The organism is Parachryseolinea silvisoli (assembly GCF_021190955.1).
Classification (GTDB): Bacteria; Bacteroidota; Bacteroidia; order Cytophagales; family Cyclobacteriaceae; genus Ohtaekwangia; species Ohtaekwangia silvisoli.
In genome coordinates this window covers 1,488,315-1,512,375 of sequence record NZ_JAIOAO010000002.1, presented here as the reverse complement: position 1 = coordinate 1,512,375, position 24,061 = coordinate 1,488,315, and the positions used below count along the sequence as shown (strand labels likewise).

Below are 24,061 nucleotides of genomic sequence, written 5' to 3'. Positions count from 1 at the left end.
CATGATCAAAAATTACCTACTCGTTGCCCTGCGGAACATGGGCAAATACAAGCTCTTCACGATCATCAACATCGGAGGACTTGCCCTGAGCCTCGCCAGCTTCCTCTTCATCTTTTATTATCTATACGACGAGCTGACCTACGATCGGTTTCACCAACGCGCCGACCGCATCTACCGCCTTACCCAAACGTTCATTACCCCCGACAACACACAGAACCTTCGGTTTACCCATCAGAAATTAGGACCGTACCTGCAACGAAACTTTCCGCAGGTGGAACAGTACGTCCGGCTTGAAACCATGGATGGACGGGTCGGTAAAAACAAAATAAAAGAAAAAGGCATCACCAAAACAGACCCGCAAGTATTCGATGTATTTACCTACCCGTTAATAGAAGGTAACGCCCATACCGCCTTGCGTCAGCCCCACTCCATCGTACTGTCAAAATCGCTGGCCGATAAATATTTCCCACACGGATTCGCCCTGGGCGAGACCCTGGAAATAGACGGAGACAGTTATACCATTACGGGCATCATGTCCGATCCGCCGGCAAATAGCGACAAGTTTATAAGCGCTTTTGTCTATGGAGGATTCGACGGTGAAGAAACGTCCGAGCTAAGCTTTTTATACGACACCTATATACTGCTCCGTTCACCCGGCGACGCAGGCTTCATCCAGGCACAGCTTCCCACAGCGGCAGAAGGCTTGCACAAACAAGCCGGCCAGGAAGTGAAGATGGGCTACGACATGCAAGCGCTTACAAGCCTGCACTTCTTTCATGGCACAGAAATGGACAACCCCAAGGGCAACAAATCCTATGTATATATCTTTGGCGCCGTGGCCCTGGTATTGGTTGTTGTGGCCGTCTTCAACTTTATCAACCTGACCACCATACGATCCCTGGAACGTGCCCGCGAAGTAGGCATCCGGAAAGTGACGGGGGCATACCGATCCCAGCTCATTTGGCAATTTCTGAGCGAGTCCTTCGTTTCCGTCTTGTCGGCCGCAGTACTGGGCATTCTCTTTATCAACCTCCTGGGCGTCATATTCGAGATCGTTTCCGGTAAACACATACAGTTTTCGAATACAACCGACCGCTGGATCATAGGCGCCGCGTTGTTATTCCTGATCCTGATTGCGGTGGCAGCATCGCTTTATCCCGCCATCATACTCTCGTCGTTCCGCCCCGTGAAAGCCCTGAAAGGAAGGGTCATGGCAAACCAGTCTATCGTACAAAAGGTTTTTACCATTGGGCAATTTACACTTTCGGCAGGGCTGCTGGTATTCCTCGTGGCCGTCATCCTACAAATGCGATTCATGGGTACGTACGAGCTGGGATTTTCGAAGAAAGGTATCTTAGCCATCGCCGCGCCGCCCGACACGCTGGTTGCGAAGAACCTGACATACTACACGCAAGCGTTCCTGGAGAGCGGCATCACGCAGAGTATAAGCGTGGGCGGTTTTGCGTCGAACATCGGCACCACAGACCCGCTGGCCTCGCCACTGTGGTTGGGCAAGGGCGCCGACAAACGGGAGCTGATCGTTCCCAACATCATCGTAGATAAAAATTATCCCGCACTTTTACATCTTCAGCTAAAAGAAGGAAACTCGTTCGACAACAACGAACAGGGCACACGGCGTGTACTGGTCAACGAGTCCTTTGTAAAGCATGCCGGATGGACCGACGCCATCGGACAAACGGTAAAGACATATGCCGGTGAGGGCGCCGTCGTGGGGGTACTCAAAGACTATCACTTCCAGTCGCTGCACAACAAGATCGAGCCCCTGGCAATATTTGAAATGGACTATAAAAATCCCGACGTACGCTACTTCTACCTAAAGACCTCACCCGACCAATTGGCCAGCATCCAGGTGCTTTGGAAAAAATTGTTTCCCGATCACCCCCTGGAGTATTTCTTTCTGGACGAATACTTCGACGCCCAATATACATCCGACAAGAATCTTCAGGTATTGTTCCTGTATTTCACCACGCTCACCATCGCGCTCTCTATTTTGGGGCTACTGGGCTTAACCTATCACCACGTCGAACGGAGGACCAAAGAGCTTGGCATCCGCAAGGTGCACGGCGCCTCTACGGCCTCGCTTATTACATTGTTGTCCACAGATTTTATCAGGATCGTACTGGCCGATACAACAATAGGGTTATCGATCGGCTACGTTGTCGCAGACCGGTGGCTGGCAAACTTTGCATACCACATTCCGGTTGATATTGCCCTCATTTTGATACCGGGAAGTATCATTATAGGTATAGCGTCGTTTGTCGTGGCTTTTAAAGCCTACCGTGGAGCCGTGGCCAACCCCGTAGAGATTCTGAAGTGCGAATAATACCGGCTGCTATCACGGCAGAACATCTACCGGTTTTGTCAGCACGGCGACATGGATAGTTACTTCGTCGTTTCCGCACACGTTATTTGTCGGAAATCTAGCATACCACGAGTACCTCTCTATGGACCTATCACCCTACCGGTTTACGATCGCTATACCTGGTCATGCCCTGGCTGATCTCAAACGCCGACTGACGAATACCCGCTGGCCCAACGACGCGCAGGCAAGCTCCCTCAAAAGCCTGGTAGCCTATTGGCAAACAGAATACCGCTGGCACAATATAGAGGCAGCCATGAATCAATACACCCATTACCGGGTGCCTATTGAAGGCACACCGATTCACTTTCTATATCAGAAGGGCATAGGCCCGAAACCAATTCCTATTATCCTGACGCACGGATGGCCCGGATCGTTTTGGGATCTGCAACGCATCATTGGACCACTGACAAACCCCGTTGCCTTTGGTGGCCACCCCGACGATGCCTTTGATGTAATCGTGCCCAGCCCGCCCGGACATGTCTTTTCAGGCTCTACGAATACGGGTATACATTCCGGGAGGACCGCCGACCTGTGGCATACACTCATGACCGACGTACTGGGGTATACGCGCTACCAGGTCCACGAGCCGCTTGCAAGTCAGCGCACCGTGCAAATACCGGACCCGCAAACATGGGCCTACGGTATTAACGACTCGCCTGTGGGCCTGCTCGCATGGCTTACAGAGGGGCTACAGGTCGGGGCACAACCAAACGAGCACGTAATCACCAATACAATGCTCTACTGGCTTACAGGCACGGTTGCATCGTCCATGCGCGATCACTTCACCAACAACAGCCATGAACGCAACGGCCACTTCGGGTATATCGAAAATCCTGACGCCGTGGTACATGACATCCGGACCAAATTCCGTGCGCTACGCGGCTAAAAACGCCGCAGAATAACTACACCGGCAATGATCAACGCAATGCCCAATACTTTCATGTAGTTGATCGGCGAAGGATTTGCCACGAGGATATTAAAATGCTCCAATAGCAGCGAGATGACCATTTGACCGGCCACCACCAGGCCAAAGGTCAACCCGGGCCCTAATCGCGGAAAGGCCAGCACGATGACCGTAACATAAAACGCACCCAGCAGGCCACCTGCCCACAACGATAGCGGTGCACCCCTGACACCTGCCCACGAGATGGTCTGTCGTGTTAGAAGAATGTATAGGATCAACCCGAGGGCACCCACCAGGAAGGAGAACATGGCCGCATAGACAGGGCTGTCGGCGGCTTTGCCGAGGCGCGCATTCAGCCCCGCTTGAATCGGCAGGAAAGCACCCGCCAGTAAGGTCAGAAAGATCCAGATGAGTTTGTCCATAGCCGAAAATAAACCATAAAAAAAGCCCTGCCAAAATTGACAGGGCCGAAGCCACTTAAGACAAGGTAAAAACTTTTAGTGAAGCACGGATATTGTCTTCGACCGCACCTGACCCGCGTACTCTACGCGCAAAAGGTAGAGCCCATTGCTGACATCGTCCAGTTCCAGCGTGAGCGACTTCGCACCGGCCGGCAGCTCAGCAAAGTGCTGTGACTTCACCACGCGGCCGTGCAAGCTTACAAGGCTGACGCTTACAGCGCCAGGCTCCTCTGCCGTGAGATCGACAAACAGCTCGCGCGTGGCTGGATTAGGATAGGTCACCAGGCTGCCCGTGGATTCCATACGCATGTCATCGTCAACCGATGCCATAGCCCGCGAGGGTAATACAGGCAGACGCGAATAGGCCGTGTTGGGTATGGCTTGCTTGGTAAGGCCCGGGCCGGCCCAACTCGCCGTCAGTACAGCCGAGCTCATGGCCTGGAAGTACAGTATCGTAAGTTGGTGTTTGCCCTGCCGCAAGCCAATCGTGCCGCTGGCTTCTTGTGCCGTATGGACACCATCATTATTAACCACCACCGTAGTGCCGATCAGCAAGCGGCTGCCGTCGTCGGAATTCAGATAAAATGTATAGCTGCCATCGGCTGGCACATTCACAAAACCGGTGTACCGAAAGCCATAGTTATACTGCAGATTGCGGGGTGCCAGCGTAAGCGAATAAATACCGCCAACTTCCACGGGCGTCAATGTTGAAAAGTCCGGAAGCGCGGTCCATGTACCTTCATAGTAAGCATACGCCAGACCGCTCACCGTACTGGGGGGATTATCGGGATTGCGCAAGCCGGTGTCCACACGGTAGACGGCCGTGTAGGTCACATCGTTTACCGGTGTAGCGATCGTTTGGGTGGCGCTCCCACCATGAAGCCACCGATCAAAGACATACGTCTGTCCGTTGAAGGTCTGCGGCGACACAACGCCGATACTACGTTCGATGCCTTCTACACTCAGATCGGAAATCGGTGTCGTGACGGGCTGACCATCGAGTGTTACCTGCATGCCCGCCGGTTGTGTCACCAGGGTAATAGTCGATTTACGCGGAAGGATATCCCGGTATACGGTATCGCGCAGTCCGCCGGCATCTGTCACCACCAGGTATAGCCGGTACCATACGTTGTCGGATGTTTCACCACTCGTAGGAATTACAAAAGACCCCGACGTGACACCCGATGCCACCGGAGGTCCATCGTGGTTGTGTGTATCGTGATGAAAGTCCACAAACCACGTAAAAGCACTGGCCGGCAACGTACCCTGCTCAGGGTCTGTCGCGCTGCCCGAAAATTGAATGGTTTGGCCGCCGCTATACAACGCCCCGGCCGCCGGTGTAACGATCTGTGCCTCTGGCGGCGCGTTAAAGGCATTGACCGTGAGTGTCGCATTACTGCTGGTGACGCTGCCCGCGGAATTGGAGACAATGACCCGATAGGTACCGGCATGACTGGCTTGTGTATTGGCAATGGTATAACTGGCACTCGTGGCCCCGGTAATGTTTGCATTGTTGCGCTGCCATTGATAGCTGAGCGGCGCCGTACCGGTGGCCGTGACAGAGAACGTTACCGGCTGGCCGGCGGTTACCGTTTGACTCGCAGGCTGCGTAACTATCGCGGGAGCATTGTTCACCGAATAAATGATCCGGAACAAAGCGCCCGCGCTGCGTTCGAGGTAGTATAGATTACCATCCAGCCCTACATCGATGCTCAGCGCATTGTTGCCCAGCCCTGTTGCGAAGGGCGAACGAACCGGCGTGGCGCCGGAGAGATCAAGAACATTGATCCACCGGTTGCAAAGATCCTGGTAGAAATAACGACCGGTGTACTGGGCCGGATAGTTTGTCGAGGTCGGGTTAAAGAATACGCCGCCCGTAATCGCGCAACCCGTGCCATCGCCGGAGCCATGCGGATACGCAAAGACGGGATTGGTAAAATTGGCGTTGGTGCTGTTCCCTTCGGCCGTAGGCCATCCGAAGTTGCGGCCGCCGGTCGTGGCGTCGTTTATCTCCTCCCAGGTGCTTTGCCCTACGTCATTCAAAAAGACGCGCCCGGTGCCGGGTTGTATATCAAAGGTATACGGATTGCGCAGGCCATAAGCCCAAACCCGCCGGCGTTGTTCGGAGCCAGTAGTAAAGGGATTACCGGCCGGTATAGATCCATTCGGATTGATGCGTAGGAGCTTGCCGTGATAAGTATCGAGGTTCTGCGCATTGGCGCCATTGGCATTTTCGCCGATCGCCACATACAGCAATCCATTCTTAAAATGCATGGCGCCGCCATTATGATTCGTCGCGCTACTGAGCGGATCGAGGTTCAGCACCACCACCTCGCTGCCGGGCACCACCACATCACCATTGCCGGTAAAGCGGCTGATGCGATTGCGCGAACCATCGGGCAATGTATAATACAAGTAAATATATTGGTTGGTGGAAAAGTTAGGATCGAGCGCAATGCCTATCAGGCCACGCTCGCCACTGGAATTTACAGTAAGCTGTAAAAACGGGGTCGCCAGCAACGTTCCATTCTTAATAACACGCAGGACGCCATTTTGCTGTGCGACAAAGATTCGCCCGTCGGGCGCAAAAGCCATTACAGTTGGGTTGCTGACACTGGCTACTTGCACCCGGCTAAAGCCGGCAGGAAAAGTTTGCGCACGTAGCGACAAGCTTATGCAGCATGCCATCACGCAGAGTAACACACCCGTGCATGTCACCGGTAAAAAGACGTTGGATTTCATCATTTGTAAAGGGGTAAATTTTATTCATCTAATTATTTTTCGTTGAAAACTGAATAAATGAATCGGCTGTCCCCAGCATCTGCCGCGAGTCTTATCCCCGCCTCGGGGCGGAGACTCGTGCCGGGTATGGAGAGAGTCTTCAGACTCCCATAGAGCCTGGTTATAAATTACACTAATAGCAAACGTCACAGAGCGTGCCCTTACAGCAGGAAAAGAAAAGATTAAAAAATTATGCCTGTTGACGCACAGCGCACAACAACAAACCGGTCAAGGTTGGATTAAGAAATATACTTTGGTAAAAAAATGAAGGCTGCTTATTCCAGCACGCGGATTACCTTCATAAACCGTCTCTGATAATGCGGGATAAGCCTCGTTTCGGTGATGGCATGGGCGGAGCCGGAGCTGGCGTGAATAAACGTCAAACTATCGCCGGCTTGTGTAACAATTCCCACATGCCCCACGCGCCGTACTTTGCTGTTTGTGCCGGTAAAGAGAATAACATCACCCGGGCGGGCGTCTGCAAGCTCGACAGTGGTTCCTTTGTTTGTAAAGTCAACCGAGCTGCGCGGAACGTCAATTTGAAAATGGTTGAACACATACATCACAAAACCTGAGCAATCAAATCCCACTTTCGGGTCGGCACAGGCATACTTGTAACGAATGCCCTTAAGCGTCTTGGCGTACGTAATCACCGCTGTACGATCAATCACGCCGGTGCTGGCGCCAACAGTCTCAGCAGCGACACGACTCATGATCTGTGGTGCAAATCCCGCGTGTGCTTTGGGCGACGGACCAGGCCCCGAAGCAAGCAAAAGGGGGAACAGATAAGGTGCGAGTGATGTGAACATCTTACAAAGATAACACAAACAACGTTTTACGGGACGCCCGACGCTTTGCCAGGTAAGATTTCAAACAAACAAACACAATTTGTTGCTTCATCGGCCATTACGGCCATTTAAAGATATTTCCGACATACACAGGCGCCGTTGTAAATAAAAAAGGAGGCGTTTTCACGCCTCCTTTCGCTAAAAAGCAGTAAACCCTTACTCCTTCAGCAGATCAGTGCCGATCATCTGGAGCTTGCCCGAAATTTTGAGCGTCGCGTCTGTCGACGGACTATCGCGTAAGGTCACTTCATCACCCGCAAGATTGATCACGACGGTAAGTTCATTGTCGATAATCGAGACACGATCGCCCGCCACTTTTTCAACAGGCTTCGTTTGCTTGGTCAGATTGATGTCATGATAGCCCTCAACCTGCGAGGTATACGTGCCGGTATACTCACGATCAAAACCAGGATCGCCCGTGATCTTTACAGTAGCCGTTGAGCCGCTATGACTCACCGTTACCCTGGCATTCAAAATATATCCCAGGTCCGTCTGTGGATCGTCCGACACTTGAATATTGCCAACATACGTACCCAGGTTTCCGTCTCCACCCGGTGTCGGATCGTTGCTATCATCACTGCCACACGCCAATAATACGGTTGTGAGCATCATACCTAAGAACAGATTACGAACAGATGTTTTCATATTGTCTAGTGAGTTTTTTGAACCCTTCAAAGTAAGGCACCCACATGCCCCACATCAATCACACAAAAGCACTGTTTTTTTCTACTGGTTTTCTGGTAGAGGGGATCACACAAAAATTTCGTTTCTTCGCAGTCATCTCAATTGCCCTTTCATGTCATCCAGAATATTTCTCCTGTGCTTACCCCTCGCGTTAACACTGCACGCCTCCGGCCAGGTAAGTTACTCGCTAGGCGACGAAGGCGCCTACATTGCCCGCCAGGAACAGGAAGCCGCCGCCACCACCAACGACAGCACCAAAGCCAATAAGTATCTGAAGCTATCGTTGCTCTACCGGCGGATCAACAACGCGGAGAAAAGTAAAGCAGCGCTGCAGCAAGGCCTCAAGCTCGCAACGCAATACCCACTATTGAACGCCGCGTCCTACTACTACAAGACAATCGTAGAGTTCGTACCGGGCGACATTGCCGCACTTGAAAAGAATCTCATCACCAGCGACTCACTGCTGCAGCCTTTCGATGATCCCGAAGCATACAAATTGCGCAGCATCATCTGGAACAACTACGGCATCCTGCAACAAATGAAAGGCGATGAGAAGGGCGCGCTGGAAGCCTTCACCAACAAGGCGGTGCAACATGCCATACAGTCCGGCGACTTTTTGGCGTTAGGCAAAAGCTACAAAGGCATCGCCACCATCTTCATGAACTCCAACCAACGTGAAAAGGCCGCCGGATATCTGCAACAAGCCATCGCCGCACTACGCCGGGCACCACGCGACAACCCGATCAACCTTACGGAACTGATCGAAACCTACATCAACACCAGCGAGAACTTTGTTAACCTGCATTGGTACGATTCCGCGCGCAACACACTGAGCCATGCGCGCGCACTCCTGGCGCCCTACCCGGCCTCAAACCTCTACATGATCTTTTATTTTGCCGAAGGCGTCTACCTGTATAAAATCAATCAATCCGCAGAAGCCGTCAAAAGCCTGGACAAAGGCATCGACCTGGCCACCAGGCTGGGGGCCGTGCTCTCGCTCAACCGGTTGCTGTATGCAAAGTACAAAGCATTGTCCAACCAAAAAGAATACAAAAAGGCCGCTGTTGTATTAGCGGCATTGGTACAAAGCCCCCATGTATTTACCGTCGACAAACAGCTTTATTACAAAGAGCTGTATGCCACGTACGCGGCGTTGGGCAACACCCGGGATGCCTTCCGGTACGCACAACAATATATCACCCTCAGCGACAGCCTGCACGAGCAACAGCTCCAGCAAGACATTGCCGAACTGGAAAACAAATTCAAACATGCCGAGAATGAGCGAAAGATCACGGCGCTGCAAGCCGAGAAAGATCGTGCGGCGACCGAGTTGCACAACAACCGGCTGCTGGCCGGTTTGCTGGGCGCCCTCTCGTTGTTTCTGTTCGTCAGCATTGTGCTGGGTGTTGTGCTCTATCGCCAACGTAGCGCACACTACCGCCAGCAACTAAAAGACACCGAGCAGCAACAGCAGATACAGCTCGCCCGCGCCCTGATGCAAGGCGAAGAGAAAGAGCGCAAACGACTGGCCGCCGACCTACACGATGGCCTCGGCGGGCAGCTGGCCGGTATCAAGATCAACCTGTCACGCATGGCCACCAACACATCGCATCCCGACACACAACTGCAGAAGGTCATCGAGCAGCTCGACGTTTCCGCCAACGAGCTGCGCCGGATTGCCCGGAACATGATGCCCGAGTCATTGTTGCTCATGGGACTTGAGCCCGCGTTGAAAGACATGTGCGATTCCCTCAGCACCGATACAACGTCGGTCGTATTCCAACCCTTCGGCATACACCGCGACATACATCCCGAAATACAAATAAATATATACCGCATTGTACAAGAGCTGCTCACCAACGCCGTGCGCCATGCGCAGGCCACCGAGATTCTCGTGCAGTGCAGCCAGAACAGCACGCGATTCTTCATTACGCTGGAAGATAATGGCAGGGGCTTTGATCCGGCCGCGGTAGCGAAACCGGGCATCGGATTATCGAATGCCCGCAACCGCGTAGAATACCTGAACGGGAAGCTCGATATTACATCTGCGCCCGGCGAGGGCACCACCATAAACATTGAATTTGATGTCACAACCCGATAACACGTTGCACATAGCCATGGTGGAAGATCACCCCGTCGTGATTGAAGGGCTCCGGCGCATCCTGGCCCAGGAAATGCCGCACGCCACACTCCTGGAATTTCATACCGGCGATGCCTTTCTGCAACACCTGCGCGGAGCACAACACGTGGTAACCCTGGCGTTGCTCGACATCACGCTGCCCGACACCAATGGGGTCGAGCTGTGTCAGAAAGTAAAAAGCCAATCACCCGATACGTGTGTTCTGGGATTCAGCAACCACAACGACCGCGCGCTCATCATGCAGATGTTATCCAGCGGCGCGAGTGGTTATCTGCTGAAGAATGTCAGCGCCCGGGAACTAATGCAATGTGTGCGCGAAGCGCTGAGCGGACAGATGGCCTTTAGTGACGAGATCAAAAAGATCATTGCCAAACCCTCTGCCGCGCAAGTGAAGGCCGTGCCACCGCTCACCAAACGCGAAAAGCAAATTTTACGATTGATTGCCGACGGCAAGACCAGCGCCGACATCGCCGCCGAGCTGCTGGTAAGTCCGTTTACGATTGAAACGCACCGGCGCAACCTGATGCAGAAGTTTGACGTAAACAATGCCGCGGCGCTCATCCGCCTGGCAGCCCAGCTGCAACTGATTTGAGAATTTTGTATATTTGCATCTCAACGAATTAATATAAGCGTGTAGTCAGTATTTCTTCCATCGGTTCTAAATGAAGCCCTCCCGGGCTTTCCTTGTTTCACTTTTTACCGAAAGAAATTATGCTGACGCTCAATCGTGTATCGTACATACACCCGAACGGCGATCGTCTATTTGAAAATGTCGATCTCGCCATTCATGCCCACAACAAGATCGCGCTCATTGGCAACAACGGTGCCGGCAAATCAACACTACTACAGCTGTTGGCCGGACAACTACGCCCCGCTTCCGGCACCATCCGCCAAGAGACAAAACCCTATTACGTACCGCAGCACACCGGACAGTTCAATGACATGACCGTAGCCGAAGCGCTGCACGTGGACCGCCCGTTGCTGGCCTTACAAGAGATCATAGCCGGCCGGGCCACCGATGAGCATCTGGCAGCGCTGAACGACGACTGGCTGATAGAAGAACGCTGTCGCGAAGCCTTTGCGGCCTGGGACCTCGAGGGTACTTTATTACATCGCAAGATCGGCTCACTCAGTGGCGGGCAAAAGACCAGGGTGTTCCTGGCGGGCATTGCCATCCATCAACCCGACGTGGTCCTGCTCGATGAGCCCAGCAACCACCTCGACACTACCAGCCGCGAACAATTATACCACTATGTCTCCACGACCGATCACAGCCTGGTCGTAGTCAGTCACGATCAGACATTATTACGATTGTTACCGCTCGTCTATGCGTTAGAACGACGCGGCCTCACCCGCTACGGCGGCGATTATGATTTCTATACCGAACAAAAGGAGATTGCCGGAGACGCATTGCAACACGACCTGAAAAGCAAAGAAAAGGCCTTACGCAAAGCAAAAGAAGTCGAGCGCGAATCACTCGAACGAAAGCAACGACTGGATGCCCGCGGCAAAAAGAAACAGGAGAAGGCCGGCCTGCCCACCATCTCCATGAATACGTTTCGCAACAACGCAGAGAAGAGCACCTCGCGTATGAAAGATGTGCACGCCGACAAGATCCAGAACATTGCCCAGGAGCTTTCAACGCTTCGGCAGGAAATACCGGACATCGATAAGATGAAGATAAACCTGGGTGATGCCAATCTGCACCATGGCAAGCGGTTGCTGGAAGCGCATGATATTAACTTCGCTTACGAGGACCGAACACTTTGGCAACAGCCTGTAAGCCTCCTGCTGACCAGTGGTGAGCGCGTTGCCCTGGTAGGCCGCAATGGCTCGGGCAAGACCACCTTAACAAAGATCATATTGGGTGAAATACAGCCGAATGCCGGCACGCTATATCGTGCTGCGATCAGGCCGGTTTATATTGACCAGGATTATTCCTTGATTGATCTTTCCTTAACCGTTCTTGAACAGGCACAACGCGCAAATGACAGTAAGCTGCCGGAGCACGAGATCAAAATACGACTGAACCGTTTTTTGTTTTCGAAGGATGCCTGGGATAAACCGTGTCGCGCGCTCAGCGGCGGCGAGAAGATGCGGCTGATGTTGTGCTGCCTGACGATCAGCAACCAGGCCCCCGAAATGATTGTCCTGGATGAGCCGACGAACAACCTCGATATGCAGAATATAGCAATCCTGATTGCCGCGATGCGGGACTACCGAGGCACGCTCATAGTCGTTTCACATGACAAACATTTCCTGGAACAGGTGCGCGTGGAGCGCGAAATAGCAGTATAATAGCAATTATTTGCGGGCTCTGTGACTTTTTCACCGGGCCCGCATTACTCCCGTTACAGGCAATCTCTTACCTAAACCAAGTGTTATGTTCAAGCAGTTCCTCACCGTCTTTTATCGCAACGCCCTGCGTTCAAAAAGTACTTTCCTGATCTATACCATCGGCTTCTCCACCGCACTGACCAGCGTCATCCTGATCTACCTGTGGGTTGCCGACGAGCTCTCGTTCGACCAATACCATACACCCCAGCTCTATCAGGCCATGTACCACCAACCGACCGACCACGGCATTCAAACCAGCGGGCAGACGCCCACCTTCCTGGCGCAAGCGTTAAAAGCAGATATACCCGAAGTGGCGATGGCCGCCGTGGCCACGCCTCCGAACTTCTTTCCGGAATTCACGCTCGCTGTACGCGGACAACACGTAAAAGGTATTGTTAAATTCGCCAGTGAGGACTTCTTTAACATGTTCTCCTATCCGCTGGTGGCGGGTGCGCCCGGGCAGGTATTAAAAGAAAAATACTCGGTTGTAATATCCCAAACGCTGGCCAAAACGTTATTCGGCAACAACCCGGCACCGATCGGAGAAACATTTTCTTATTCCCTGCTATCGATACAACAAGACGTAGTAGTGGCCGGTGTATTTCAGGATCTGCCTGCCAACTCGTCCGAGCAGTTTGACCTGGTGCTGCCCTTTGCGCAATTTCAGGAGATCGTAAAACCTGGTCCACCCAACTGGACACGCCCGGAACCTTTCTTCACCTATGTATTACTAAAAGACAACAGCAACCTTGACATCGTCAACCAGAAGCTCAGCACCTATATTCAGTCAAAGGACAACGCCGCCACCAGCATTCTTTTTTTGAAGCAATACTCCGACAATTACCTCTATGGCCAGTATACCAACGGCAAACCAGACGGTGGCCGGATTAACTATGTGATCATGTTTGGCATCATTGCGCTTTGTATCGTGACCGTGGCCAGTATCAATTTTATCAACCTCTCTACAGCACGCGCCACGCAACGTGTAAAACAGATCGGCATTCAAAAAACGGTGGGCGCCAGCCGCACGTCGCTCACGGTGCAGCAGCTCGGCGAGACGATATTCCTGACCCTGCTTTCCCTTGCCGTAGCATTGCTTCTGGTTAAATGGATCCTTCCAAACTTTAACGTGGTCACGCAAAAACACCTGACACTGGCGCCGACATATCGGTTTGTTCTGAGCCTGATGGCCATTACCTTCACGACCGGTATATTGGCAGGAATTTACCCCGCACTATACCTGTCAGGCATCGACCCTGTAAAGGCGCTGAAAGGAAAAGCAATCGGCCCACGCGCGGGGAACATGGTACGCCAGGGACTCGTTGTTTTCCAATTTACCGCGTCGATCATTTTTATCATTGCCGTCATCATCATCTACAAACAAATTGCCTTCGTCCAATCCAAAGACCTGGGATATCAAAAAAACAATCTGTTATACTTTGATATCGACGGGGCGCTGGTGGAAAAGACGGATGCATTTCTAACAGAAGTCAAGCGATTTCCGGGCGTTGTACAGGCCTCGGGCATGATGGGGTACCTTACCGGCGAAGCCACGGGCATATCCGGTTCCTTTACCCACCGGGGCAAGACAATAACCTGCCAATCACTTCAGGTAAGTTTTGATATGATCGAAACACTTGGCTTAAAAGTCAAAGAAGGCCGGAGCTTTTTGCGGCAACAGGATGCAGGGCAAACCAACCGATGGATTCTGAACGAGGCCGCGGTGGACGCGATGGGTGAAGACCATGTGGTGGGCAAGGTCATTGACGGCAGGGAAGTGATCGGCGTCGTGAAAAATTTCCACGTCCAATCACTACACGAAGTGATTAAACCGATGGCCCTGGCATTAGTGCCCAACCAAAGTCTGACGCTGTGGGTTCGGATGCAGCCCGGAAAGGAAGAGCAAACCATCGACTATCTGCAGAAGCTCTATACGACCTATAATCCTGGATTTACTTTTCGTTATCATTTTATCGACCAGGTCTATGCGCAGCAATACGCATCAGAGCAACGAATATCAGTTTTGTCCAAATATTTTGCGGGCCTCGCCATTATTATATCGTGCCTTGGACTACTGGGCCTTGCGGTCTTTACGCTGGAAACCCGGAAAAAAGAGATCAGTATTCGCAAAGTATTGGGTTCCAGCGGACGGGAGGTTATGCTGCTGTTATTGAATGGCTTTTCGCGCCCGGTATGTATGGCGATTGTGCTCGCGCTGCCGGTAAGCTACCTGTTAGCACGCGCGTGGCTCGCGACGTTTGCCTATACCGCACCGCTGAGCGCCTGGTATTTCGCCATCGGGGGGCTGGCGCCATTGGCGATCACCTGGATTACCGTGGGATCGGTGGCGATCACCGCCATCCGCACCAACCCCATACAGCACCTGCGGCACGACTGACAGAAAAAAATATCGCGACAACTCACTATACGTGCCTGGCGTTTATTTTATTTGGGGCGTTAATCTGTTTGTATACCCCCTTACCCCATGGCCCAACTGCGTCAGAGTTCAAAAAAGAGTATTCGTAAGCCTAAAACCGTCCTGGGTATACCGGGGAAGTGGGACAGCCGGGAGGCCCTTATTGGCGCAATCCATTCAACCAACCAGGGCACTTTTGAGCTTCAGAACGGTATTCTCAAAAACCTCCGGACCGGCGATACCTACGAAGTCGTGATTCAGGACCGGAACGACGGCTTGCGCGAGTCGTTTGCGACGGCTGCGCTCTTCGATGAATACCGGCGCGTCGACGATGAATTTCTCGACATCATCGATCAGCATACGCATATCACCTACGTTGTTGGCGAGACCGGTAGCTTCACTACGGCGGGTGCCATCGCCGCAGCCGCCATCGCGATACTGAATGGCGGCGGCGTGGGCGTAAAGGTGGAGTCGTCGGGTATAGCCTTTACCCGAAGTGAATGGGAACACCTTGTTGAGCGCCTGCACCCGGAAAATCAATACGCCGACAATAATGTGGACCTCATGGCGATGTTTGTACACCCGGCCGTCAATGACGGCAAACAAACAACGTACTCGCGGGGGATGCACAATCTCGGCATGAAAGACGTAATGGTACAGGGGCTCGAATTCGAAGGCGGCGCCGAGCTGGCCATTGAGTTCAATACCTTTCAGGTATTGGACAAACCGGAATTTCCGGACGAAGGTTTTATTTTCGAGCTGCAGCTCGAGAACTCGGAGGAGAGCGCCTTTGACATGTACGCGATACACGACCAACCACACTCCGGCGACGAGCTGTTCGAGAACCCCTATGGCCTCTGGCGCCTTAGTCCCACAGATGAAGAGGCTTACGACGAAGAGGAAGAAGAATTCGACGACGAAGAAGACCCCGACGAAGAAGCAACACGATGAGAAACGAGCTGATCGCGTTTCTGGAGCTCTTCACCGACATTTCGCCCGAGGACCAGGCATTGATAGAAGCCACCTTTGCGTCAAAGTCTTTTGCCGAGGGCGAAGTCTTATTCCCCGGCGGATATGTATGCAGGGAAATGTTTTTTGTTCGCCGGGGCGTGTTGAAGATCGTCGTGACCAACGAGAAAGGTACCCGGGTGCTCCACTACTTCCTTCGGCAAAATCAATTTTGTACCATCCTCGAAAGCTTTCTGAACGAGTCGGTAGCCGAAGAAGATATCATCGCGGCGTGCCCCTGCGAAGTCTTTAGCATCAGCAAGACCGCCCTGCTCGATCTATACAGCAAGATACCCTACCTGGAGCGCCTCATCGACCAGATTCGGCAACAAGCGCTGCTCGACAAGATCCGCATACGCAACACCTACCTGGGCCACGATGCCCAAACCCGCTACAAACTGTTTCTGATGCAACAGTCCGACATTGCTCTGCAGGTACCCCTGAGCGATGTCGCCTCCTATCTGGAAATTACGCAACAGTCGCTCAGCCGCATTCGCAGGAATCTGCGATAGGCCTTTCGTTTTTACCATTTGGTAAATCCTTCCTCCCCGTGCCGACGGACCTTTGTGAAAACAAAACAAAGGACAATCATGGACACATCTGACAAACAGGCCAATCGGTTTACACTGGCGGGAAAGAGGGTTATCATGCTGGGCGGCAGCGCCGGCATCGGGCTGGCAGTAGCCCAGGCGGCAGCGGCAGAAGGCGCCATCGTCGTGATCGGCTCCAGCAACCCCAGGCGCGTGGACGAAGCATTAAAAACGTTACCGGCTACGGCCACCGGCTATACGCTGGACCTATCGGACGAAGAGGCTATTAAAAATTTCTTCGCGACTATCGGCGCCTTCGACCACCTGGTCTATACCGCCGGCGAGAATATTAGTCTAAGCAACATAACTGAAACGGATACATCCTTTGCCCGCAACTACTTTACTATACGCTACTGGGGTGCGTTCCTGTCGATAAAGTATGGGGCAGCCTCACTCCGTGAAGGGGGGGCCATTACACTCACCAGCGGGGTAGCGGCGGAACGTCCCGGCAAGGGGTGGTCACTCGGTGCTTCCATCTGTAGTGCGATGGAGGGATTTACCCGGGCAATGGCGGTAGAGCTTGCACCGATCCGCGTGAACATTGTTTCGCCCGGGATCGTGAAGACCGATCTGTGGTCCGCAATGACGAAAGAAGAACGCGACGGCATGTATACCGCGACGGCGAATACGCTGCCGGTGAAGATGGTGGCCGGGCCGGAAGAGATTGCGCTGACGTATTTATACCTGATGAAACAGCCGTATACTACGGGCCAGACTGTTGTGGTGGACGGAGGTTGGGTGTTGGTGTGATCGTAGGCTCGCGCCAAATGAGGTATCACCCGTTTTTGGGTTTGCATAGATATGCAATGTCCGAAAACGGGCTTTTTTATGGGATTGTTATTATTTACTTAACGAAAGTGAAACTAATGAGTTATATTCACGTTTGCTAAGGAAATATGCCTGTTCTGCCGCCCCGGTATCCGTTAAAATTTCTGCGATGGTTTTGTCGCGAAGACTACCTCGATGAGGTGGAAGGGGATCTTACGGAGCTTTTTGAAAAACAACACGATCAGTCGCCTGCCGCGGCCCGCTGGAAATTTGCGGGGTGTGTAATTCGTTACCTGCGCCCCGAGTATATTAAGTTCTTTCATCGTAGTCGTCATACTCCACGGTCTTACCTCAGTCTTGCCATGATTCAAAACTATCTTACGCTTGCGTTTCGCAACCTATGGAAGCGCGCAACTTTTTCGAGCATCAACATCCTGGGTTTGGCCACAGGCGTGGCGGCATGCCTGGTGATTCTGCACTATATTGATTTTGAAACCAGTTACGATACCTTTCACACCCGCACAGGCTCTCTTTACCGGATAACCCGTCAGCTTCATAAAGAAGGTGAAGCCATGGGCCCCACCCCGAAGACGACGTATGGGCTAGGGCCTGCCCTGGCGGACGAGTTTCCGGAAGTGGAGACCTATATCCGCACACATGAAGATGCCGGTGTCTTAAGCTATCATTCCTCCACCGGTGAGTCCCAGGCCTTTCACGAAAATCATATCCTCGCCGTTGACTCGACATTTCTGCACGCGTTTACATTTTCCACGATCGAAGGGAGCACCGCCACCGCCCTGGATGCTCCGAATAATATTGTCATCACGCATGCGATAGCACGCAAGTATTTTGGTAACGACGAGGCGCTCGGCAAAACACTCCAGCTGGCGGGTGGACGCATGAAGGGTGACTATACGGTAACCGCTGTTCTGGAAGATATACCGCAGAACTCGCACTTTGACTTCACCATCCTGGTCCCGATGCATAACATGCTTACCGGCCGGCAATATAGTCAGGAAGACGGGTGGGGCTGGAATAACTTTCAAACGTATCTATTGCTACGCGAGAATATTTCGCGCGACGTCGCGTTACGAAAACTACCGGACTTCTGTCATCGCTACCTGGATCCCAAGGTGAAAGAAATTAATGGCCGTATGGAGATGGATCTGCAACCCGTACACACGATCCACCTGACACCCGGCCTGCGGCACGACGTCGAAACTGTGGGACCTCAGACCTTATATTTCTTTGGTGTGATTGGCGCCTTCATTCTTTTTATAGCCTGGATCAACTACATCAATTTGTCAACCGCCCGTGCATTGGAACGCGCACGTGAAGTAAGTATCAAAAAGACTATTGGCGCTATCCGCGGCGAGCTGGTCATGCAGTTTCTAATCGAGTCGTTTGTGATCAATGCCATCGCGTTGGTGTTAGCGGTTGGTTTGGCTACGTTGTTGATGCCGCCGTTGGCGAGTGTCACGGGTAAAGCGCTTGCGTTTCGATTCAATGATCCGCGGGTTTGGCTAACCCTTGGCATTCTGCTCGCGTGCGGCACACTGGCGTCGGGCCTATATCCGGCATTTGTACTGTCGTCGTTTCGGATAACGCAAGGCCTGAAAGGCGCGGGCCGCACGGGACGGTTCTCGCTGCGTCAGGGTCTGGTTGTTTTTCAGTTTGCGGCATCGCTTATCCTGATGGCCGGTACGCTGGCCGTATACCGGCAGATTGGTTTTATGCAAGCGCAAGACAAGGGCATGCAAACCGACCAGATGTTAATTGTCGCCGGACCGGGCACACTTCCGTGGACGGAAGCCAAGCAACGACTGGCACTCTTTAAAGAAGAAGCACAAAAGATCCCGGGCGTAAACGCTATCGCCACCTCGGGCGCTGTACCGGGACAGGAACACAACTGGGGGGCTAGCATCCGTCAGCGCTCCACACCGGCCGGCGATGCCCGGCTCAGCAGCATTGTCTGGATCGACCCCGACTTTATTTCTACCTATGACATTGATATTGTCAGCGGTAAAAACTTTGATCCACGCGTACGTTCCAGCATGCAGTCCGTTATCATCAATGAAGCAGCACTGTCGGCATTAGGATTTCATACGGCCGAAGAGGCCCTTCAACAACAAATTCTCCTGGATCGGGATACAGCCACGGTGACAGGAGTACTTAAAAATTACCATTGGAACTCCCTGCGCCAGGCACACGTTCCGTTCCTCTTCCTGGCCGACACTATTGTACCGCGCGCTGTTTCCATTCGCCTGGAGGGTGGCTCCATACAGGCGTCAACCGAAGCGATTGGCGACCTGTATAAAAAGCTGATGCCGGCCGATCCATACGAATATCAATTCCTGGACGATTCCTTTAACGCGCAGTATAAAAGCGACCGTCAGTTTGGTAATATCTTCGGCGTGTTTGCCTGCCTGGCAGTAGCAATCTCGTGTCTGGGCCTTTGGGGACTTGCTGCGTATACCACATCCCTAAAGCTAAAAGAGATTGGCGTGCGCAAAGTGCTGGGAGCCTCCATCGGCAGTATTGTGTATTTACTCTGCCGGCAGTTTTTACTATTGATTGGGGTGGCCGCCGTCCTTGCCGTACCCATGGTGTGGTGGGGCGTTGATCGTTGGCTGCAGGGATTTGCTTACCGCATCGGGCTACCGTGGGATCTGTTCGTTGTACCGGTTGTGGCACTTACGGGCATAACACTCCTTACCGTGAGCGTCCAAGTGATCAAGGGCGCTACGGTCAACCCTGTAAAGGTGCTTCGATCGGAGTAACTGTCATTCGGTCACCTGCGTAGACACGTACCACTGATTGCCATCGAAGTCCGTGAAACCACCGCGGCGGTCGGGATCATCTTCTTTTTGCACGGGCTCGCCAAGCGATTGGCAACCCAGCGCCAACGCCTTTTTATAAACAGCGTCGACATCCGCGACGTACACATGCATCATGTGGGTTACTGCTCCAAATTGTTGAGAGGCCTGGCTTACCATGAGCACGGAATCATCCAGGCGCAATTCCAGGTGCATGATCGTACCATCCGGACGATCAAATTTGCGCAGCGCGGTGGCCTGGAATAGCTGCTGCATCAAGTCCGCAAACTTCTTTGCGTCGCTCGAAACAAAATAGGGCGAAACGGAATTGTAACCGGCGGGTTTGAAGGGATTTTTCATGATCATAACCTACGATTTTTCCTCGTAACATCCCAACCGACGGTCTTTCAGAGACACCCAATCGCCTAAAGCCGGCATTTTGACCATTTTGCCAGGTCACCTAAGTTCAGAAACTTTCAGAAAAGTCTGAAAATTCAAAACTTTAATAATATCTTTATCGTAAATAAGGATGCAGCGGTATTAAAACCGATTCTTATGAAGACGCTTGAAGATCACACCATCCTGTACGACAACGAATGTCCCCTGTGCGTAAACTATACCCGCGCCTTCGTGGCGGCAGGTATGCTGGAGGAAAAGGGACGTAAACCTTACAACGATTCTGTTGGGAAAATAGAAGGTGTCGATTGGGACCGCGCGCGCAATGAAATAGCCCTGGTCAACCACCGCGACCACACGGTTGCTTACGGTGCGGATGCCGTTGTGGCCGTGCTGGCAAATCGCTTTCCTGTTTTTCACTTGTTCACACGGGTGCGGGCATTGCGCTGGCTTGTCGGTAAACTCTACTTCTTCATTTCCTACAACCGGAAGGTTGTGGCGCCGGGTAAGGTCTTTGAAGGTATCAATACGTGCACGCCGTCCATGCACTACGGTTATCGTTGGGTCTATATTCTGCTAACCTGCCTGGTGGCATCCCTGGTGCTGACAAACTATACACGGCTGCTCGTACCGCTGGTGCCGGCCTCTACTTTCGGACGTGAATTTCTGGTATGCGGCGGACAGCTTGTCTTTCAGGGAGTTGTTGTTGGCATGTTAAACCGGCAGCGGTGGATACACTATCTGGGCAATATGATGACCGTATCACTGCTGGGTGCACTGCTGTTATTACCCGCCCTCTTACTCCGCGACATCATTACCACGCCCCTACCCTATACAATCTATTTTCTAATGGTCGTAGCAGTGATGTTCCTGGAGCACTATCGTCGTGTTAAAATACTGGAGCTGCCCTGGGTAGTGTGTTTTACCTGGGTGCTATATCGCTTTATCGTACTCGGACTCATTTTCTAATGCTGCTTATATGAAGAAGATTGTAATTGCCGGCGGAACGGGCTTTCTGGGAAACTGCCTGGCCCGGCATTATGAAGCCAACGGATGGCAGGTTACTATCCTGACACGAGGAGCCACACGGCAACAGGGCGCGGTGCAGTATGTATCGTGGGATGGAAAGAACCCCGGGCCGTGGGCCACTACACTGGAAGGTGCGGATGTTGTTGTAAACCTGAATGGCCGGTCTGTCGACTGTCGCTATACAGAAGAAAATAAACGGCTGATCTACAGCACCCGCCTCGATGCCACGGCCATACTGGGCGCCGCCATACAGCGAGCGAAGACTCCCCCCAAGGTGTGGCTCAATGCTGCTTCTGCCACAATTTATCGCTATGCAGAAGATCGCGAGATGGATGAATACACAGGCGAAACAGGAACAGGCTTTTCGGTAGATGTTTGCCAAAAATGGGAGGCCGTCTTTAACAGTGTTGAAACACCCGAAACACGCAAGATCCTATTGCGCACGGGCATTGTGCTCGGTCATCAGGGTGGGCCCTTGCGGCCCTTAAAAATGTTGGCAAAACTGGGAGCTGGCGGCAGGCAAGGTAGCGGTAATCAATATTGCAGCTGGCTGCACGAAACAGACTTTGTGCAGATCGTGGACTTTTTGGTACGGCATCTGGAAGCCACAGGAGTATACAATGTCACCGCACCGGAACCTGTTCCGAATAAACTCTTCATGCGTGCGCTGCGCAGGGCGACAGGTATGCCCGTTGGTATACCACTGCCTGCTTGGCTCCTGGCCATCGGCGCTCGCCTCATTCAAACGGAGACCGAATTGATCTTAAAGAGCAGGCGGGTTGTTCCGGCGCGTTTGCTACAAGCCGGCTATCGCTTCCGCTTTCCAACCATTGAACAGGCGCTACAGAATCTTTGCTGATCGTAGTATACACACCTCACACCGAAAGAGCCCGGCGAGTTGCCCCGGGCTCTTTCGTTTAATGCTTGCAGATCTTAATAGCCTTATCGTACCAGGATTTGTTCCAGGCGTTGCAAAGATGCTTCTGTTCCCTGACGGAAGCTGTCTTTGTTTTTCTCAAAGGTATCGAGCTCTTGTTGTGTCGCGTTGTGAGGAGAGCTTTCGAGCGTCAGCGTCGTTATTCCTTTTTCTTCTTTCAATGTAACGCGTACAAATATTTCCAGGGGCCATGAGTCAAAGAATGGTGCCCGCGTTACCGTACCGTTTTCATCCGTAAACGAGAGAATGAATTCGATCAGGTCATGCCGACGGATGTTACCAAAGACAAACCTCGCCCACAGGGATCCCTGCCCGGTGTCCATTCTAAAACGGAATAGTCCATCGGGTTTAAAATCGAGGCTTAGGGCTGAAACGTTGAACATGTCGGAGGGCGCCCACCATTCGGCAAGGGCGTCCGCTTCTGTAAAGGCATTAAACACAGCCTCTGCCGGGTAGTTGTATTGACGCGTCAAGGCCAACACGGATTCTTTAATCTGACTTGCGCTTTGCATGTTTCTTTTGTTTTTGTGTTTTCGCTAAATACTTATCTAAATTATCCAGGCGGGTGTTCCAGAACTGCCGGTACTGTTCAATCCAGTCAGATACCTCACCTAACTGTCCGAGACTTGCGGTGCAGTACCGTTCACGCCCTTGCTGCTCGATAACTACCAGACCGCATTCCGTCAACATCTTGATGTGTTTGGAAATGGCGGGGCGGCTAATCGAAAAGTGGTCCGCAACAGCATTCAAATTCATCTTTTGGTATGCCAGCATACCAATAATCTCTCGCCGGGTGGGGTCGGCAATGGCCTGAAATACATCTCTGCGCATAGGTGATATGTAACAAATTCGTTACAAATAAACGCGTAACAAATTTGTTACGCAATAGGAACGGGCATATTTTTTTAATCACGTTGCATGAGTACTTAAAACCCCTACAACCATGCATATAGCGCCTACATTCATTTGGTATGCCACGGACTATCATACCACAGAGCAGTTTACATTAAGCGTATCGGCGACACCCACGGCGAAAGGGCTTATTATTGGCGAAGCGGATGGACAGGCTGTACACATTGAATACGAAGTGCAGGTCGATGCACAATGGCAAGTATTGCAGGCAATCGTGAAGAAAAATGGTATGCCATTTTTGAACATCAGCCGAAAGAGCGATGGGCGTTGGTTTGACCACGAGGGCCAGCACCTGAGCCGCTTTGACGACTGCATCGACATCGACCTCTCGTTAACACCTTTTACCAATACGCTGCCCATTAAACGACTTGGCTTACAAAAGCATCAGTCGGCGGACATCAACGTTATTTATATCGACCTTGTGGGCGAAGATTTATACCCGGCTCCGCAACGGTATACGCGCATGGGCGATCACCACTATCACTTTAAAACGTTAGACTTCGAATTTCACGCTGACCTGGTGACGGACGATGAGGGTTGGGTAGTATATTATTCGGGGCTTTGGGAGCGTGTGTATCCGTCGCAGACGGCGTTTGCAAGGGAGCGGGACGTTGTGCTGTCAGAGCTACGGGGGTTGCAATCTTAGGCCGC

20 protein-coding genes are annotated in these 24,061 nt (G+C 52.4%); 13 read left to right on the top strand and 7 right to left on the bottom strand.

What is annotated here, in order from left to right:
* Position 1: 1 nt before the first annotated feature.
* Together K7P01_RS16330 and K7P01_RS16325 are read left to right on the top strand one after the other, a co-directional pair.
* Positions 2-2,344, top strand: a complete 2,343-nt coding sequence (locus K7P01_RS16330; RefSeq protein WP_267294908.1) for an ABC transporter permease — start codon at positions 2-4, stop codon at positions 2,342-2,344.
* Positions 2,345-2,465: 121 nt separating this feature from the next.
* The gene (locus K7P01_RS16325; RefSeq protein WP_267294906.1) at positions 2,466-3,269 is read left to right on the top strand and encodes an epoxide hydrolase family protein; all 804 of its coding nucleotides are present in this window, start codon (positions 2,466-2,468) and stop codon (positions 3,267-3,269) included.
* Here the strand turns inward: K7P01_RS16325 and K7P01_RS16320 are convergent.
* The 4 genes from K7P01_RS16320 to K7P01_RS16305 all read right to left on the bottom strand — a co-directional run bounded on the left by K7P01_RS16320 (position 3,266) and on the right by K7P01_RS16305 (position 8,022).
* Positions 3,266-3,709: a DMT family transporter gene (locus K7P01_RS16320; RefSeq protein WP_267294904.1), complete on the bottom strand. Its 444-nt coding sequence runs from the start codon at positions 3,707-3,709 to the stop codon at positions 3,266-3,268. The genes K7P01_RS16325 and K7P01_RS16320 overlap by 4 nt on opposite strands.
* 75 nt (positions 3,710-3,784) lie before the next feature.
* Positions 3,785-6,493, bottom strand: coding sequence for a PQQ-dependent sugar dehydrogenase (locus K7P01_RS16315; protein ID WP_267294902.1), 2,709 nt, complete (start codon positions 6,491-6,493; stop codon positions 3,785-3,787).
* 311 nt (positions 6,494-6,804) lie between these two features.
* On the bottom strand, positions 6,805-7,338 hold the full coding sequence (locus K7P01_RS16310; RefSeq protein WP_267294900.1) for a C40 family peptidase: 534 nt from the start codon (positions 7,336-7,338) through the stop codon (positions 6,805-6,807).
* Positions 7,339-7,533: 195 nt separating this feature from the next.
* Positions 7,534-8,022, bottom strand: coding sequence for a hypothetical protein (locus K7P01_RS16305; RefSeq protein ID WP_267294898.1), 489 nt, complete (start codon positions 8,020-8,022; stop codon positions 7,534-7,536).
* A 151-nt stretch (positions 8,023-8,173) separates the two neighbouring features.
* Here K7P01_RS16305 and K7P01_RS16300 point away from each other — a divergent pair, with 151 nt between their 5' ends.
* The 8 genes from K7P01_RS16300 (at position 8,174) to K7P01_RS16265 (ending at position 20,100) form a co-directional block, all read left to right on the top strand.
* The gene (locus K7P01_RS16300) at positions 8,174-10,162 is read left to right on the top strand and encodes an ATP-binding protein (protein WP_267294896.1); all 1,989 of its coding nucleotides are present in this window, start codon (positions 8,174-8,176) and stop codon (positions 10,160-10,162) included.
* Positions 10,146-10,793, top strand: a complete 648-nt coding sequence (locus tag K7P01_RS16295; RefSeq protein ID WP_267294894.1) for a response regulator transcription factor — start codon at positions 10,146-10,148, stop codon at positions 10,791-10,793. Before K7P01_RS16300 ends, K7P01_RS16295 begins: the two co-directional genes overlap by 17 nt.
* Positions 10,794-10,912: 119 nt before the next feature.
* Positions 10,913-12,499, top strand: a complete 1,587-nt coding sequence (locus tag K7P01_RS16290) for an ABC-F family ATP-binding cassette domain-containing protein (RefSeq protein ID WP_267294892.1) — start codon at positions 10,913-10,915, stop codon at positions 12,497-12,499.
* Between the two features lie 85 nt (positions 12,500-12,584).
* A complete protein-coding gene (locus K7P01_RS16285) occupies positions 12,585-14,936 on the top strand; it encodes an ABC transporter permease (protein ID WP_267294890.1) in 2,352 nt (783 codons plus the stop codon).
* Between the two features lie 87 nt (positions 14,937-15,023).
* Positions 15,024-15,905, top strand: a complete 882-nt coding sequence (locus tag K7P01_RS16280; RefSeq protein ID WP_267294888.1) for a hypothetical protein — start codon at positions 15,024-15,026, stop codon at positions 15,903-15,905.
* Complete coding sequence (locus tag K7P01_RS16275; RefSeq protein ID WP_267294886.1) at positions 15,902-16,474, top strand: Crp/Fnr family transcriptional regulator; 573 nt, start codon at positions 15,902-15,904, stop codon at positions 16,472-16,474. Before K7P01_RS16280 ends, K7P01_RS16275 begins: the two co-directional genes overlap by 4 nt.
* Positions 16,475-16,552: 78 nt before the next feature.
* Positions 16,553-17,302 (top strand): SDR family oxidoreductase, encoded by a 750-nt coding sequence (locus K7P01_RS16270; RefSeq protein WP_267294884.1) that lies wholly within the window; start codon positions 16,553-16,555, stop codon positions 17,300-17,302.
* A 146-nt stretch (positions 17,303-17,448) separates the two neighbouring features.
* Entirely contained in the window at positions 17,449-20,100 is a 2,652-nt protein-coding gene (locus K7P01_RS16265; protein ID WP_267294882.1) for an ABC transporter permease, read from the top strand.
* A 3-nt stretch (positions 20,101-20,103) separates the two neighbouring features.
* Here K7P01_RS16265 and K7P01_RS16260 read toward each other — a convergent pair whose 3' ends face one another.
* Positions 20,104-20,502 (bottom strand): VOC family protein, encoded by a 399-nt coding sequence (locus tag K7P01_RS16260; protein WP_267294880.1) that lies wholly within the window; start codon positions 20,500-20,502, stop codon positions 20,104-20,106.
* 189 nt (positions 20,503-20,691) lie between these two features.
* Between K7P01_RS16260 and K7P01_RS16255 the strand changes: the two genes are divergently transcribed.
* On the top strand, positions 20,692-21,501 hold the full coding sequence (locus K7P01_RS16255; RefSeq protein ID WP_267294878.1) for a DCC1-like thiol-disulfide oxidoreductase family protein: 810 nt from the start codon (positions 20,692-20,694) through the stop codon (positions 21,499-21,501).
* A gap of 10 nt (positions 21,502-21,511) precedes the next feature.
* Entirely contained in the window at positions 21,512-22,420 is a 909-nt protein-coding gene (locus K7P01_RS16250) for a TIGR01777 family oxidoreductase (RefSeq protein WP_267294876.1), read from the top strand.
* Positions 22,421-22,503: 83 nt separating this feature from the next.
* Here K7P01_RS16250 and K7P01_RS16245 read toward each other — a convergent pair whose 3' ends face one another.
* The gene (locus K7P01_RS16245) at positions 22,504-23,010 is read right to left on the bottom strand and encodes an SRPBCC family protein (RefSeq protein WP_267294873.1); all 507 of its coding nucleotides are present in this window, start codon (positions 23,008-23,010) and stop codon (positions 22,504-22,506) included.
* Positions 22,988-23,329, bottom strand: coding sequence for an ArsR/SmtB family transcription factor (locus K7P01_RS16240; protein ID WP_267294871.1), 342 nt, complete (start codon positions 23,327-23,329; stop codon positions 22,988-22,990). Before K7P01_RS16240 ends, K7P01_RS16245 begins: the two co-directional genes overlap by 23 nt.
* A gap of 112 nt (positions 23,330-23,441) precedes the next feature.
* On the opposite strand from K7P01_RS16240, the gene K7P01_RS16235 reads away from it, so the two are divergent.
* Positions 23,442-24,056 carry a putative glycolipid-binding domain-containing protein gene (locus K7P01_RS16235; protein WP_267294869.1) on the top strand — a complete coding sequence of 205 codons (615 nt, stop codon included), beginning with the start codon at positions 23,442-23,444 and terminating at the stop codon, positions 24,054-24,056.
* Positions 24,057-24,061 lie beyond the last annotated feature (5 nt).

Bases quoted from the DNA above. Each gene is read 5' to 3' on its own strand.
- K7P01_RS16330 (WP_267294908.1), top strand. From the start codon at position 2: ATGATCAAAAATTACCTACTCGTTGCCCTGCGGAACATGGGCAAATAC.
- K7P01_RS16325 (WP_267294906.1), top strand. From the start codon at position 2,466: ATGGACCTATCACCCTACCGGTTTACGATCGCTATACCTGGTCATGCC.
- K7P01_RS16320 (WP_267294904.1), bottom strand. From the start codon at position 3,709: ATGGACAAACTCATCTGGATCTTTCTGACCTTACTGGCGGGTGCTTTC.
- K7P01_RS16315 (WP_267294902.1), bottom strand. From the start codon at position 6,493: ATGATGAAATCCAACGTCTTTTTACCGGTGACATGCACGGGTGTGTTA.
- K7P01_RS16310 (WP_267294900.1), bottom strand. From the start codon at position 7,338: ATGTTCACATCACTCGCACCTTATCTGTTCCCCCTTTTGCTTGCTTCG.
- K7P01_RS16305 (WP_267294898.1), bottom strand. From the start codon at position 8,022: ATGAAAACATCTGTTCGTAATCTGTTCTTAGGTATGATGCTCACAACC.
- K7P01_RS16300 (WP_267294896.1), top strand. From the start codon at position 8,174: ATGTCATCCAGAATATTTCTCCTGTGCTTACCCCTCGCGTTAACACTG.
- K7P01_RS16295 (WP_267294894.1), top strand. From the start codon at position 10,146: ATGTCACAACCCGATAACACGTTGCACATAGCCATGGTGGAAGATCAC.
- K7P01_RS16290 (WP_267294892.1), top strand. From the start codon at position 10,913: ATGCTGACGCTCAATCGTGTATCGTACATACACCCGAACGGCGATCGT.
- K7P01_RS16285 (WP_267294890.1), top strand. From the start codon at position 12,585: ATGTTCAAGCAGTTCCTCACCGTCTTTTATCGCAACGCCCTGCGTTCA.
- K7P01_RS16280 (WP_267294888.1), top strand. From the start codon at position 15,024: ATGGCCCAACTGCGTCAGAGTTCAAAAAAGAGTATTCGTAAGCCTAAA.
- K7P01_RS16275 (WP_267294886.1), top strand. From the start codon at position 15,902: ATGAGAAACGAGCTGATCGCGTTTCTGGAGCTCTTCACCGACATTTCG.
- K7P01_RS16270 (WP_267294884.1), top strand. From the start codon at position 16,553: ATGGACACATCTGACAAACAGGCCAATCGGTTTACACTGGCGGGAAAG.
- K7P01_RS16265 (WP_267294882.1), top strand. From the start codon at position 17,449: ATGCCTGTTCTGCCGCCCCGGTATCCGTTAAAATTTCTGCGATGGTTT.
- K7P01_RS16260 (WP_267294880.1), bottom strand. From the start codon at position 20,502: ATGATCATGAAAAATCCCTTCAAACCCGCCGGTTACAATTCCGTTTCG.
- K7P01_RS16255 (WP_267294878.1), top strand. From the start codon at position 20,692: ATGAAGACGCTTGAAGATCACACCATCCTGTACGACAACGAATGTCCC.
- K7P01_RS16250 (WP_267294876.1), top strand. From the start codon at position 21,512: ATGAAGAAGATTGTAATTGCCGGCGGAACGGGCTTTCTGGGAAACTGC.
- K7P01_RS16245 (WP_267294873.1), bottom strand. From the start codon at position 23,010: ATGCAAAGCGCAAGTCAGATTAAAGAATCCGTGTTGGCCTTGACGCGT.
- K7P01_RS16240 (WP_267294871.1), bottom strand. From the start codon at position 23,329: ATGCGCAGAGATGTATTTCAGGCCATTGCCGACCCCACCCGGCGAGAG.
- K7P01_RS16235 (WP_267294869.1), top strand. From the start codon at position 23,442: ATGCATATAGCGCCTACATTCATTTGGTATGCCACGGACTATCATACC.